Origin of the sequence: Paenibacillus sp. YN15 (genome assembly GCF_003285005.1) — a bacterium.
Lineage (GTDB): Bacteria > Bacillota > Bacilli > Paenibacillales > NBRC-103111 > Paenibacillus_AR.
Genome location: NZ_QMFA01000002.1, coordinates 114062 through 127191 on the forward strand (window position 1 = coordinate 114062; position 13130 = coordinate 127191).

Genomic DNA, 13130 nt, shown 5'->3' on the forward strand with positions numbered 1-13130 from the left:
CCTCCATGAACTTAACCAAGCGCTTCTATGTGTTGAACCTGTTGACGATGCTGGGAGCGGTTGGGCTGACCATCCTGGCGGCGGTCATGTATGTGGCAGTGTATACCAAGATTCTTGGGCGGGAGACCTATCTGGACGGAATGGCCAAGGCCTACGAGGTGAGGCAAGGACTCCATGAGCTGAAAAACGACATGCAGACCTATACCTTCGACCAGTTGTCCAGTCCGGCGGTCCAGCAGCAGCTCCGTACGCGTGTTCTGGCTTCCGGCGGCGAGGCCGTCCTGGTCAAAAACAATGAGGTTTTGTATGCCACCATGCTTGTCAACTCCATGGATGCGGCCAGGCTATTGCTCCTGACGGACAGCTCACCGGACCAGACCTTCCAGCTGGAGGAGAAAACGTATTTCTATGAACGGATTTCCTACTCCTTGGCGCCCGGCTCCGGCGGCGCCTTATTGCTGCTTGCGCCTGTGCGGTTGAACATGGGCTTCTACAAAACCCTGGGACTGTTCGCGGCGGCGGTTTTTGTGCTGAGCCTTCTGCTGTTGAATGCCTGGGTGTCCTGGCGCTTCTCCAGGGCTGTTATCCGTCCGGTTTTCCGGCTGAAGGACGCCGCGGCGAAGATCAGCGAAGGGGATTTGGACGGCGGGATTGCCGAGGAGGGGGAGGGCGAGGTCCGGGAGCTGGGGCGGACCCTGGAGATCATGCGAATCCGGCTGAAGGAATCGGTTGACCTGCAGCAGAAATATGATGAGAACCGCAAATTTCTGGTTTCGAGCATCTCCCATGATCTGAAAACGCCGGTTACGTCCATCAAGGGCTATATTGAAGGGATTCTGGACGGGGTGGCCCGGACGCCGGAGAAGATGCAGGAGTATCTGGAAACGGCCCGCTCCAAGGCGGAGCTGGTCAATACATTAATGGATGATCTGCTGTTGTATTCGTCGCTGGATTTGAACCAATTGCCGTATCATTTTGAAGAGACGGATCTGGTTCGTTACTTCGAGGATTGCATAGCCGACAATCAGTATGAATTTCAACGGGCGGGAGTGCGCCTGTCGCTGGCGGTGGAATTGGAGCAGCCGGCGAAGGTGCGGATGGACCGGGAGCGGTTCAAAAGAGTGATCCAGAATATTATGGACAATGCCTTGAAATATATGGACAAACCCGACGGGCAGGTAGCGGTTGTCCTTAGAGAAACCCGGACCTCCGCCATTATCGAAATCCAGGATAACGGCAGGGGGATACCGGAGGAGGATTTGCCTTATGTGTTTGACCGGTTCTACCGGGTGGATGCTTCCCGCAAGAATGCAAGCGGCAGCGGCCTCGGCTTGGCCATTGCCAAACAGATTGTAGAGGGTCATGAAGGCAGCCTCTGGGCCCGGAGCCAGCCCGGGCAAGGCACCCGCATGATGATTTCCCTGAAGAAGAGCTGAAGCTTACGATGCCAGTTTTTGCAGGCGCAAAAACTCTCAGGAGGCTGACATGGATACGGCAACGAAAAACATTCTTATCATTGAAGACGATCAGAGCATTGCCCAGCTGCAGAAGGATTATCTGGAAATCTCCGGATATACGGTGACGGTTGCAGGCAACGGCCCGGAGGGGCTTAAGGCAATGGAGAAGACAGATTTCCATCTGGTTATCCTGGATATTATGCTGCCGGGGATGGACGGCTTCGAGGTGCTTAAGACCATCCGGGAGCAGGAGCTGCTTCCTGTCCTTCTGGTATCCGCCAGGGGGGAGGAGCTGTACAAGATCAAAGGGCTGGGGCTGGGAGCGGATGATTATATCACCAAACCCTTCAGCTCCGGCGAACTGGTCGCCCGGGTGAAGGCTCATATCCAGAAGTTTGAACGGATGAAGGAAAGGTTCGGGAATGAAGCGGAGAAGCGGAGCCTGCAAATCCGGGGGCTGGAGATTGAGAAGGAAGCCCGCAGAGTGCTGATGAACGGCCGCGAAATTCTTTTGCCCCAGAAGGAGTTCGAGCTGCTGTTGTTTCTGTTCCAGCATCCCGGCCGGGTATTCAGCAAGGAGGAGCTGTTCGAGCGGATCTGGGGCTTGGACGCCACCGGGGATATCTCTACGGTGACCGTCCATATCGCCCGTATCCGGGACAAAATCGAGGAAAATCCCTCCAAACCCCAGTACATCGGAACCGTGTGGGGCTCGGGTTATAAATTTCTGGCCTAAGTGGGCCACGGCCAAGATGATAAATCGCGAAAAGACAAAAAAGCGTATAAAGCTCACCAAAAGCCCGATTTTTTTCCGGGCTCCCGAAAGGGTATGATCAATTTGTAAACCTGTGGGAAAACAAAATTGATGATACCGCTGGAGGGATCAATATGTCTGAATCGGCATATGAAAAATTCGAGCCGCTAACAAACGCCCGGCTGGTGCTGGGCTATTTGACGTCGATGGTGGACGGGAAAATCGACAACCTGCCCTATTGGCTTATTTTGCCCCATAAAAAACCGGCTGAAGCGGCCCATTGCCGGGTGGATGACGCAGAGCTGGTAGGCTCCTGGTACGAGGCCATTGACGCCGTCCGCACCATGCTGGACACAGAGGAGGGCGCGGCGGTTCAGAACTCCTTCCGCAGGCATGTTTTGAAATCCTGGGGCGAGCACGGCTTGCGCTTTCATGAGCCCTATCCGTGGACGCATACCATGCATAGCTCTTTTCACGAGATGGGCTATATTCTTCCGGCCTTGAACCGGATGGTAGAGCGTGATCCCGGCGATGCCGAAGCGGAAAAACGGGCCTCCGAGCTGGTCAGAGGGCTGCGTTCACTGGTCATCGAACGGAAGGTCAGAACCTTCTGGTCAGGGGATTATGAAGAGAAGGAGCCCATCTACGAATTTCCCAATGATGTTTATCTGCAAGAGGGCGGCTTCGATCTGACGAGACATACCGGCCGGGGTGAACAAGCCATCCGCAATGCCATCATGCTCCATTCTCTGGTGAGAAGATATGAAATTGCCTGCGACGAGGTTGCTCTTGATCTGGCGGTTGGCCTGGCCAACCATCTGCTGGGGCCGGCGCGTTACTTCAATTACCAGATGGCCTTCTTCGGCCATGTTCACTCTGCCGGCTGGGTGGCGTCCGGTCTGGTGCGGCTTGGCCGGGTTACCGGCAGCAAACGCTACATCACCGCAGGCAAAGGGATTTATGATTATATCCGTTCCTTGTCCTCCTCCTTCGGCTGGGTTCCCGAATATGCCCAATGGCATCCGGTGCATGAGGAGCATTGCGAAACCTGCTGCATTAAGGATATGATTGAATGTGCCAATGAATTGATTCTGGCCGGATATGAGGAATACTGGCAGGATATGACCCTGTTTGCCCGCAATCAGCTGGTGGAAAATCAGGTCAAGGTTTCCTCGTATGTGGTTACGGACAATACCCGGCCTGACGACAGCGATGCGGGCATCACCTACAGAGAGATTGACAAAAGAATGATCGGCGGCTTTACCGGAGGCTCCCTGGTTAACTCGATTTCCCTGTCCAAGTTCCGCTCCATTGCCGGCTGCTGCGTCGGTATGGCTCCGGTAGCGCTGGAAATCGTCTGGAACCGCTCGGTGGAGTTCCGTTCGGGGACGGTTTTTGTCAATATGCCGGTGGATAAGGAGCTGGAGCAGGCTGCGGTGACGATGGATTATCCCCAGTCAGGCCGCATCACGGTTACGGCGAAGCAGGATTGTCATGTGGCCATCCGGACCTATCCTTGGATGGGGAAGCAGCTGCGGGCGACAATGGACGGGAAGGCATGTGTCCCACGGATGGAGGGCGATCTGGCCGTATTCCGCAATGTAGCGGCGGGGACCCTCATTGAGCTGGAGCATCCCTTGGAGACTGTGGTGGCAAAAGAGGTTGTGCGGGGCGAGGAATATTCCGTCTCGTGGAGAGGCTGCGATGTGGTCGATATTTTCCCGCGGGGGGAGCATCTGCGGCTGTACCAGCGGGACTTGCGCCAGCCCAAGTTCTACCCGTCTGCGGAGGATGTGAGCTTTACCGGCGCGGCCAATTACGGCCCTACCCAGCAGACGAAGCCCAAAGCCTAAGAAATTGCGGGAGGAAAGGAGCCGGAGTCCATGGCCGAGCACAGGAGCGAGCATATTGTATATGGGAATCCTCTGCAGCCGGTCAGGGTGCTGCATGAATTCCGGAATGAGCGGGTGGCGGGAGAATGGCATTATCACCATGAATTGGAGCTGATCGCCATTGTCCGGGGTGAATTCAGTATTTACACCAAGGACAAGGTATTCCATTTATCCGCCGGGGATGTAGCCATTATCGGCTCCTTCGAGCCGCATCATTCCTTCAAGGAGGAAGGGGTGATGGAGTATATCGTGCTGCAGTTCGACATCTTCAAGTTTCTGGGCCAGGATATGGTGCCGTATATGAAATATTTCACAGAAGCCGGACGCTTGTACAGCAAGCTCAACTCTGTTTTTGCGGCAAATCCGGAGGTCAAAAATCAGGTGTTCGCCCATATCCATGAAATTGCCGCGGAGTATACCCGAAGGCAAAAAGGCTATGAAATTGCCATTCACAGCCTGATTTGCAGAATTATTCTGGTGCTGCTGCGCAATGACGCCAGCTTCCCGCCGGACGCTGAGAATGACGGGCAGAGGGCGAAGCTGGTGCCTGTTCTGGACTACATAGAAAAAAACATCAGCGGCAGGATAGATATGAAGGAAGCGGCTCAAATGATGAACCTGGATTATTTCTACTTTGGCAAGGTTTTTAAGAGGATCATGGGGAAAACCTTCATCGAGCATGTGAATTCCAGAAGAATTGCCAACGCGGAGCTGATTCTGTTGACCCGGGATGTGTCTGTTTTGGAAACGGCTTCTCTGGTGGGTATGCCGAATATGACAAATTTTTATAAAATTTTCCATAAATATAATAAATGCTCTCCCAAGGAGTTCCGAAAGAGACTTCTCTGCACAGTGAAATCATAAACCCGCCTCATTCCCTTCACCTTCAAGTACCGCTATGGGCGGTGCTTTTTTTTCGTCGCTGCTCCCCAGCAAAAATAAAACGGTTACAAAAATAATTTAAGATAGTACATTTTTTTTGGATACGGGTCAGGATAAAATGAAGACAACAGAAGAGAAAGATCATTACAACAGGGAGATGAGGGAATGAAAACGGTTTTAAGCAGCCCGGGAGGGCTGGAGAGAGTGAAAAAAAAGAGGCGTTTTGTCCAGAATCTGAAAAGAGATGCACTTTTGTATGCTCTGCTGCTGCTGCCTCTGGCGTATATTGCCATTTTCAAATATGCTCCCATCTATGGCTTGTTGATGGCTTTCCAGGATTACAATATTTTCAAGGGGATCAGCGGCAGCAAGTGGGTAGGAATGGAGGTATTCCAGTTTATCTTCGCGCAAAACGCCTTCTACCGCGCCCTGAAGAACACGCTGGTGCTGAATCTGCTGGACCTGATTGCCGGATTCCCGGCGCCGATTCTGCTGGCGCTTTTGCTCAACGAATTGAAGCAGGCCAAATTCAAGAAAATGACGCAAACGGTGCTGTATCTGCCTCACTTTCTGTCTTGGGTTATTGTCGGCGGTATGGTCTATCTGATGTTCTCCAACATTGGTATGGTCAACAACCTCCTGGAGAGCCTCGGCATGGAGAGGATCGGCTTTTTGTCGCAGAAGGTGCCTTGGCTCGTCACTTATATCGGCGTTGGCATATGGCATGGCATCGGCTGGGGCACGATCATCTATCTGGCGGCCATGACCGGAATCAACAGGGAATTATATGAGGCCTCCGATATTGACGGCTGTACCCGAATCCGCAAAATGTGGCATATTACGCTGCCCGGCATCAGGCAAACCATTGTAATTCTCTTGATTCTCCAGATTGGCCGGATGGTGTCCATCGGATTCGACCGCCCCTATGTATTGGGGAATTCCCTGGTCGGCGAATATTCAGATGTAATCAGTACCTATGTATACCGAATCGGTATTGGCTCGGGAGATTTCTCCCAGGCGACAGCGGTGGGCCTGTTCCAATCTGTGGTTGGTCTCGTCCTGTTGATCGCCGCCAACTTTGTTGCCAAAAAACTGGGTGAGGATGGGATATGGTGACTATGGCGAAAACGATGCGCAAGCGAAAAAAGATAAGTGTCGCGGATATCCTGATTATTGCCTTCATTGTAGCATTATGCTTCACATGTATTGTTCCGTTTCTGCATATGATTGCGCTTTCCCTTAGCTCCAACGAAGCGATTGTGGCCCAGTTGGTAGGATTGTGGCCGGTAGGATTCACAACCTTAACCTACAAAACCATTTTGACCGATGTGGAAATGCTGTATACCCTTGGCTACAGTATTGTGCTGACGATTTCCTATACGTTGCTGTGTATGTTCCTGACCATTTGCGCGGCGTATCCGTTAACGAAGAAACGGCTGATGGGGAGAAACTTTTTTTTGTCGGTGCTGGTCTTCACCATGTATTTCAGCGGCGGCCTGATTCCTTCCTATATGCTGATTAAAAATTTGGGTATGATGAATACGGTGTGGAGTCTGATTCTGCCTGGCGCCATGAGCGTGTTCAACATGATCATCCTGAAGACCTTCTTCACCAATCTTCCGGAGAGTCTGGAGGAATCGGCTGCCATTGACGGGTGTTCGGATCTGGGCATTCTCATCAAGATTGTGCTTCCCCTCTCGCTGCCTTCCATCGCCACATTGAGCCTTTTCTACGCCGTAGACAGATGGAATGGCTTCCAGGATGCGCTGTTCTACATCACGAAGAAAAATCTGTATCCCATGCAGTTGAAGCTGTATCAGATTATTTCGGCCAATCAGCAGTTGGACAGCCAGCAAGGGGGAGAGGGCGGCGCCAGCGCCTTCATTGTGCCCGAATCGCTTAAGGCGGCCAGCGTCATGTTCACCACCGTCCCGATTCTGCTGGTTTATCCCAAACTGCAGAAGTACTTCGTGGATGGCGTGATGACAGGAGCAATCAAGGGCTGATGGGAGAAAGGCGATGATGAAGGGGGGTGGTTGCCAGGCTGGCAGACAAGGGATGTTAATGAAGCAAGGAATTTACGGCATGGAAAATTTCTGTGAATTCAACTTGAAAAGGTGGGTAAACATGAACACAAACATGAAAAAAGCTGCAGTAATTGTGCTGGGTTCCGCTCTCTTGAGCAGTGTGGTGGCAGGCTGTGGAAGTGATGACAAGAAGAATGGAGAGACGGCATCCCCGGGGGCGTCAACCGCTGCATCGGCAGCACCCTCCGGTCCCCCTGTCACCTTGACGGTGGAAGTGTTTGACAGAGGGGTTCAGGGACAGCCTGACTTGAATAACAATACCTGGACCCGGTATGTCAATGAGAAATTCGGCAAGCCCAACAATGCCATTGTAAAATTTGTGCCTGTGCCCCGCTCCCAGGAAGTAGAAAAGCTGAACGTGATGATGGCCGCCGGGGAAGCGCCGGATATTTCCTTCACCTATGACGGCACGACAGTAACCCGCTATGCCAGATCCGACGGATTGTATGTTCTGGATGAGCTGCTGGAGAAGCACGGCAAGCAATTGAAGGCCTATCTGGGTGAAGAGGTTCTGGCCTACGGAAAGAGCGACGGCAAGCAAATCTCCATTCCGGCCAAACGGACGCTGGTTGCCTGGAACGGTTTGTTCATCCGCAAGGATTGGCTGGATAAGCTGGGTATGCCGGTTCCCACCAACCGGGATGAATTGTATAACACGCTGGTTGCCTTCCGCGATAAGAATCCCGGCAATGTGAAGGGCGTTGTTCCGTGGGTAACCGGGAGCATCGGGATGAACTACAGCTTCGGCAACCTGACAGACTCCTTCCTGGCTCCCATGTCGGAGGAGGAATTCGCTACCACCCCCAAGTGGCTAAAGCCTGGCTACAAGGATGGACTCAAGTGGATCAACAAGCTGTACAACGAGAAGCTGATTAGCCCGGACTTTGCGCTGGATAAGACGCTGAAGCAAGCGGATGCCGATGTGACGACTGGCAAGGCAGGCTTCTTTGGCGCCAACTGGGACTACCTGCTGACGCAAAAAATACGTGATGGCTTGAAGCAAAATGCGCCGGACGCCAACTTTGTCCCGGTGGATACCTTCAAAAACGCGGAAGGCAAATATCCGAAGGTGGTCTACGATGCCAACGGCGTATTCTCTTTCATTCCGAAGACCAGTAAAAATGCCGAGCTGGCTGTCAAGTACCTGAACTGGATGGCGGACCCGGAAGTGCTGTTCTTCCTGCAATACGGCCAGGAGGGCGTCAACCACAAAATGGTGAACGGCATTCCCCAAGGGATTCAGCAAACCGGCGACAATATGCAAATGAGCAATCTGAATCTGGATTATACCCTGGTTGTAAACGGCGCGGAGATGGGCGATCTGGAGAAGAACATCAAGGCCTATGCGGCAGCTTTGTCAGGCGGAGATTCGAGCTATGAGAAGCTGGCGGTGGATTCCTATAAGATCAATACGACAGACGGGTATGTGAACTTCTACTATGGCATTCCGAACGAAGCCAACCTCAAGCTAGGCAGAACAGTGGGCGATCTGGACAAGCAAATGATGGAGCGGCTGATTGTATGCAAGCCGGCAGAGTTCGATGCCCTGTATGACAGTCTGGTGAAAGAGTACATGAACGCCGGCGGCAAGGCGATTCAGGAGGAAAACATCAAGAACTACAGAGCCGTAATCGCCTCGAGACAGAAGAAATAATTTGCGCATCGTATGTACATCCCATGATCCGCATACGGATAAGCCGGCGATGGTTGTTCATCGGGGCTTATCCGTATTGCTATTCCCGAAAAGTTTCGCTATGATTTGAAGGAATCTATGTGGTCAGGAGGAATCCCCATGTACAAGGTCATGATTGTGGATGATGAGTTATGGGCGATTAGAGGAATCCGCAATGCCTTTGACTGGGAAAAATACGGTTTTGAAATAACGGGGCAATTTACAAGCTCTTCAAAGGCATGGGAGTCCATATGTGCAGAGAAACCGGATTTGGTGTTCACCGATATCAGGATGCCGGGCATGTCCGGACTTGATCTGATCAAGAAGACCAAGGAGCAAGGTCTGGATGTGGAATTTGTCATCGTAAGCGGCTTTGCGGAGTTTGAATATGCCCAGGAAGCCTTGCGCTACGGCGCGCTGGATTATTTCCTGAAGCCTGTGGATATTGACCTGGCCGACCAGTTAATCGGGAAGCTGGCCCTCTACTTTTCCAAGAAAAGGGACGCCCGCAACAATCTGCTTCTGGAAGCGCTAACTTCGTCGGATCAGGGGGAGTTAAGGAGTCTGGTTCCGCAGCTGTTCGACTGTGCGAATGAATGCTATTACCGCGTCCTGGTTCTCTATTTTGACCATGAGAGCAAGGATTTCCGCGGACTGGGCTGTTTGGAGGACAGGCCGGTATATGCCTTGAAGGTTGAATCAGGGCCCCGGAAGATCCTGTATGTTCTGAAGGCGGAAGAGCGCACAGAGGTGGAGATGCGCTGCGAGGGCATAGCCCTGCAAGGATCAGGCATCAGCGCGGCGGGAATGAGCGGCGTCTCCAGCCAATATGAGCATATCGGCAAGCTGATCAAGGAAGCGGATCTGGCGGCCTCGCATTTTTTTATCGGGGGAGAAGCGGAGCTTTTTCAGTATGAGCCGAAGCTTCATCTGGTGAAGCCCTGCCTTGAAGGGATTCAGAGCATCGTTCAGAGGAGGGCGTTGGAGGGAACGGGAGAGGTTATGGCCGACCTGACCGCCTATTTCAAGAAACACCGGCTGGGGATGGATGAAGTGGTCTATTTGTGGAATCAGTCGGTCAGCTTGCTGGTTGGCTCCTATTATGAGGAAGTAAAGGATATGGAGCTGGAGTTTCTGAACTATTCCGAAATTAAGGAGCGGTTCGAGAATTTTGAGTCGCTGTGCAGTTTTTTGCAGGATGTTCTTGCCTACATCAGGCAAAGGAGCAACCGTTCCTTGCAGGAAGGGGATATCCAATCCTGCTTCAACCGGCTGATCGCCTATATTGACCAACACTTTGAGCAGAAATTGTATCTGAAGGATTTGTCCGCCCAATTCTTTATTAACCAGGTATATTGCTGCCAATTGTTCAAGAAGAATCTGGGGAAAACCTTCTCGGAATATGTGACGGAGCTGCGGATCAGGAAAGCTTGCGAGCTTCTGGAGCAGACTGCCATGTCCATTGAGGAGATTGCCATTGGAACCGGATTTGCGGATTATTACTATTTCAATAAGGTGTTCAAGAAGGAATGCGGGACGACGCCCACTAAATTCAGGAAAAAGCTGATGTGATCGGAGCGGGGAAGCATGAAGATCAGCAAACTGAAGCTGAAGCATCAGATATGGCTTATTTTTTCATTCGCCATCATCGTTTTCACCGTCATGGAGCTTTATTTGTTCTATAGTTTTTCCGATCTTACCCAAAAAAGAGCGGCCAATTACGGCAACCAGATGATTGAACAAACCCGCCGGAAGATTGATTCCGCCTTTAAGGATATCAGGGTCAGCACTGGAATTGTGGTCAATAACAAGCTCGTTCAGGAATTTTCCGTAGCGGAGGATGCTTACAAAAGAGTGTTTGATGCCGGTCTTTATGTGATGGATCTTATGGAATATGTGCGGTCTTTTAATTCATATGTGAGCGGAATTGTGTTGAATGACATGCAGGGAAGGCGGCTGTACAGTCTGGCGTCGGCAAGCGGCGACATTTTTTTCGCCGACCGTTATGAGGTTTTTATCCAGAGATACAAGGAGGATTCTTCGCTTCGGCAAAAAGGGGGAATGTTCACCACTATCTTAACGGATGAAAAAGCGGGAACAGAACAGTTCTTTTATATAGCGCCGATTGTGGAAGCGAGAGGGGGAATCTATTTTTCCCAAATCGTCGGTTACTGCTCTATTGTGGTTAATAAGGATAATATTGATGGTTTTATTGAAAATATGGAGATGACACCCAACTCCAGTCTGTATATTCTGAACAACCAGAATGAAGTGGTTGCGTCTACCAATTCCAATGCCCGGAGCACGTTGTTCCGGGAGATTCTGTCCATGGATAAGGGCAGCCTGCTTAATGGCATGGAAGCCACTATCGACGGGGAACAGATTCTTGTCCATGTCAAGGATTTGGAGGAAGCGGACGGGTGGCGGGTTGTCAGCATGATTCCGCTGCATGAGCTGACTTCGGATATGAACCCTTTGCGGCGGGTCAGCACGATCGTGGGGATTGGGATTATTCTCAGCATGATCATAACCGGAAGCCTCTTTATCAACAATCTGATGCGCCCGGTAATGGGACTTGTGATGGACATGAAGAAGGTGGGAAGGCGGGACATGGGCTTCCGCATTAAAGTCCGGTCTACCAATGAAGTCGGCTTGCTGGCCTATGACATCAACCGGATGATAGATGAAATGGAGGAAATGGCAAAGGATATGATCAATATCCAAACCAGATTGTACGAAGCCGAGCTGATTCAGAAGCAGGCGGAGTTTGCCGCTTTGCAAAGCAAGATCAATCCCCACTTTCTTTATAATACGTTAAATTGCATCAGCAGCATTGGTCTGGAATATGGAAGCAGGGAGATTGCGCAAATTACGTCGTGTATGTCGAAAATCTTCAGGTACAGCATCAAAAGGGATGAGCTTGTACAGATCCGGGAGGAAATAGACTGCATTCAGGCTTATATGAAAATTATCTCCATCCGGTATGGGAATAAATTTTCCATGGACCTCGATGTGGAGGACGGGCTGCTGGAGATGAAAACCCCCAAGATGATTCTCCAGCCCATCGTGGAGAATGCGGTCTATCATGGGCTGGAGCGGATGGATCAAGGGGGGCGGCTTCAGGTGGCCGGGAGCATGGATGCGCATGGAGATGTTTGCTTCCAAATCACGGATACCGGCAGGGGAATGGAGCCGGAGCAGCTGGCCGCTCTCCAGGCCAAGCTGGGCATGGAGTACCCGGAGCGGGCGCCGGACGGCCAGTCGCGGAGCGGCATGGGACTATCCAATATCCACAACAGGCTCCGGCTGCTGTTTGGGGAAGGATACGGGCTCACCATTGAAAGCCGGCTTGGTTATGGCACAACGGTGACGCTCAAAATTCCGATGCTGCTAAACGCCCCCGAACCTGCGGAAGAATAGCGGGAAATTGCGTTCTCTCTGCCGGGGGAAGGGGACCGCTACACTGTAATAGTCACCCGGATGTCTTGGGGATAGTTGCCAAACCCCTTGCCGAACAGGCTGACGCCTCCGCAATGGACCGCGGTTTCCGGGCAGGAAATGCGCAGGCGCAGCTCCTGTCCGGCCCGGATATTCAATTGGCCGATCCGGATGCCGGAGCATTGTACGCCGTCGATGAAGGTGCCGCTGTCCGTTATGGATAAGGTTTTATGCAGCCCATATTGGGTATCTACCCACCAGGAAGGGGTGTACAGCCCCCGTCTCGCTCCGAAGTCGCCGGGGCAGGTCCAGGTGGCCACATCCAGGCCGTTGACGGAGAAGGTAATGTCCGACGGCCAATTTTCGTTGTAGCGGGGAGCCTCGGAGCAAATTTCCAGGGAAACGGCAAGGCTGGAGACGGTCTGGTTCCCCACCAGATAGTTGGGAATGCGGTATTCCACAAAGCCGCTGGCAAACCACAGATGTTCGGCCTTGGTATGCTCGGGATCATCGAAGTAGCGGGGATCGTCCATCATGCCGATCCGCTTCTCCGGCGAAGCCAGCCCGCAGGTGGGATGGACCTCGTAAGCGCTGTATTGCCCTATCGGCAGATCAACGATAAAGCTGTTCCGGTCAGGCTCTTCCTCCGCGGCGCTTGTCCGCAGAATCAGGGTCAATTGCTCCAGCTTCAGGGTGCAGCGCTTCTGGGTGCCCCGTTTGCCTACCGCATTCTCCGTGGCCACAATTCCGGCTTCCTCCAGCTTCTGAATATGCTTGGTGATAATGGCCGAGGAGAGACCAAGCGCCTCCGCCAATTCCCCGATATTATACGGCTTCTCATTCAATAGCTCAATGATGCGGACCCGGGTTTCCGAAGAAAAGCATTCCAGAATCCGCATGTTGGCTGTGGTTACATCCAGCTTCATGATGTCACTCCTCCTGATGGCT

General features: G+C 52.2%; 10 protein-coding genes. 9 read left to right on the top strand and 1 reads right to left on the bottom strand.

From position 1 onward, the window contains the following. Window positions 1-5 precede the first annotated feature (5 nt). The 9 genes from DQG13_RS02520 to DQG13_RS02560 all read left to right on the top strand — a co-directional run bounded on the left by DQG13_RS02520 (window position 6) and on the right by DQG13_RS02560 (window position 12164). Window positions 6-1436, top strand: a complete 1431-nt coding sequence (locus DQG13_RS02520; protein WP_113018266.1) for a sensor histidine kinase — start codon at window positions 6-8, stop codon at window positions 1434-1436. Between the two features lie 49 nt (window positions 1437-1485). Then, on the top strand, window positions 1486-2193 hold the full coding sequence (locus tag DQG13_RS02525) for a response regulator transcription factor (protein WP_113017937.1): 708 nt from the start codon (window positions 1486-1488) through the stop codon (window positions 2191-2193). A 152-nt stretch (window positions 2194-2345) separates the two neighbouring features. After that, complete coding sequence (locus tag DQG13_RS02530) at window positions 2346-4064, top strand: glycoside hydrolase family protein (RefSeq protein ID WP_113017940.1); 1719 nt, start codon at window positions 2346-2348, stop codon at window positions 4062-4064. A gap of 30 nt (window positions 4065-4094) precedes the next feature. After that, complete coding sequence (locus DQG13_RS02535; protein WP_113017942.1) at window positions 4095-4967, top strand: helix-turn-helix transcriptional regulator; 873 nt, start codon at window positions 4095-4097, stop codon at window positions 4965-4967. Window positions 4968-5150: 183 nt separating this feature from the next. Then, window positions 5151-6101 carry an ABC transporter permease gene (locus DQG13_RS02540; protein WP_113017944.1) on the top strand — a complete coding sequence of 317 codons (951 nt, stop codon included), beginning with the start codon at window positions 5151-5153 and terminating at the stop codon, window positions 6099-6101. 2 nt (window positions 6102-6103) lie between these two features. Beyond that, complete coding sequence (locus DQG13_RS02545; protein ID WP_397333919.1) at window positions 6104-6991, top strand: carbohydrate ABC transporter permease; 888 nt, start codon at window positions 6104-6106, stop codon at window positions 6989-6991. A gap of 121 nt (window positions 6992-7112) precedes the next feature. Next, window positions 7113-8726 (top strand): extracellular solute-binding protein, encoded by a 1614-nt coding sequence (locus DQG13_RS02550; protein ID WP_113018268.1) that lies wholly within the window; start codon window positions 7113-7115, stop codon window positions 8724-8726. 138 nt (window positions 8727-8864) lie between these two features. After that, the gene (locus DQG13_RS02555; protein WP_113017948.1) at window positions 8865-10316 is read left to right on the top strand and encodes a response regulator transcription factor; all 1452 of its coding nucleotides are present in this window, start codon (window positions 8865-8867) and stop codon (window positions 10314-10316) included. Window positions 10317-10331: 15 nt separating this feature from the next. Further along, a complete protein-coding gene (locus tag DQG13_RS02560; RefSeq protein WP_113017950.1) occupies window positions 10332-12164 on the top strand; it encodes a cache domain-containing sensor histidine kinase in 1833 nt (610 codons plus the stop codon). Between the two features lie 38 nt (window positions 12165-12202). Here the strand turns inward: DQG13_RS02560 and DQG13_RS02565 are convergent, their stop codons facing one another. Next, a complete protein-coding gene (locus tag DQG13_RS02565; protein ID WP_113017952.1) occupies window positions 12203-13108 on the bottom strand; it encodes an ArsR/SmtB family transcription factor in 906 nt (301 codons plus the stop codon). Between the last annotated feature and the right edge of the window lie 22 nt (window positions 13109-13130).

What these genes read in the sequence shown, in the direction of transcription:
- DQG13_RS02545 (WP_397333919.1), top strand. Translation starts at nt 6,104, where the DNA reads ATGGCGAAAACGATGCGCAAGCGAAAAAAGATAAGTGTCGCGGATATC.
- DQG13_RS02560 (WP_113017950.1), top strand. Translation starts at nt 10,332, where the DNA reads ATGAAGATCAGCAAACTGAAGCTGAAGCATCAGATATGGCTTATTTTT.
- DQG13_RS02550 (WP_113018268.1), top strand. Translation starts at nt 7,113, where the DNA reads ATGAACACAAACATGAAAAAAGCTGCAGTAATTGTGCTGGGTTCCGCT.
- DQG13_RS02525 (WP_113017937.1), top strand. Translation starts at nt 1,486, where the DNA reads ATGGATACGGCAACGAAAAACATTCTTATCATTGAAGACGATCAGAGC.
- DQG13_RS02530 (WP_113017940.1), top strand. Translation starts at nt 2,346, where the DNA reads ATGTCTGAATCGGCATATGAAAAATTCGAGCCGCTAACAAACGCCCGG.
- DQG13_RS02535 (WP_113017942.1), top strand. Translation starts at nt 4,095, where the DNA reads ATGGCCGAGCACAGGAGCGAGCATATTGTATATGGGAATCCTCTGCAG.
- DQG13_RS02540 (WP_113017944.1), top strand. Translation starts at nt 5,151, where the DNA reads ATGAAAACGGTTTTAAGCAGCCCGGGAGGGCTGGAGAGAGTGAAAAAA.
- DQG13_RS02565 (WP_113017952.1), bottom strand. Translation starts at nt 13,108, where the DNA reads ATGAAGCTGGATGTAACCACAGCCAACATGCGGATTCTGGAATGCTTT.
- DQG13_RS02555 (WP_113017948.1), top strand. Translation starts at nt 8,865, where the DNA reads ATGTACAAGGTCATGATTGTGGATGATGAGTTATGGGCGATTAGAGGA.
- DQG13_RS02520 (WP_113018266.1), top strand. Translation starts at nt 6, where the DNA reads ATGAACTTAACCAAGCGCTTCTATGTGTTGAACCTGTTGACGATGCTG.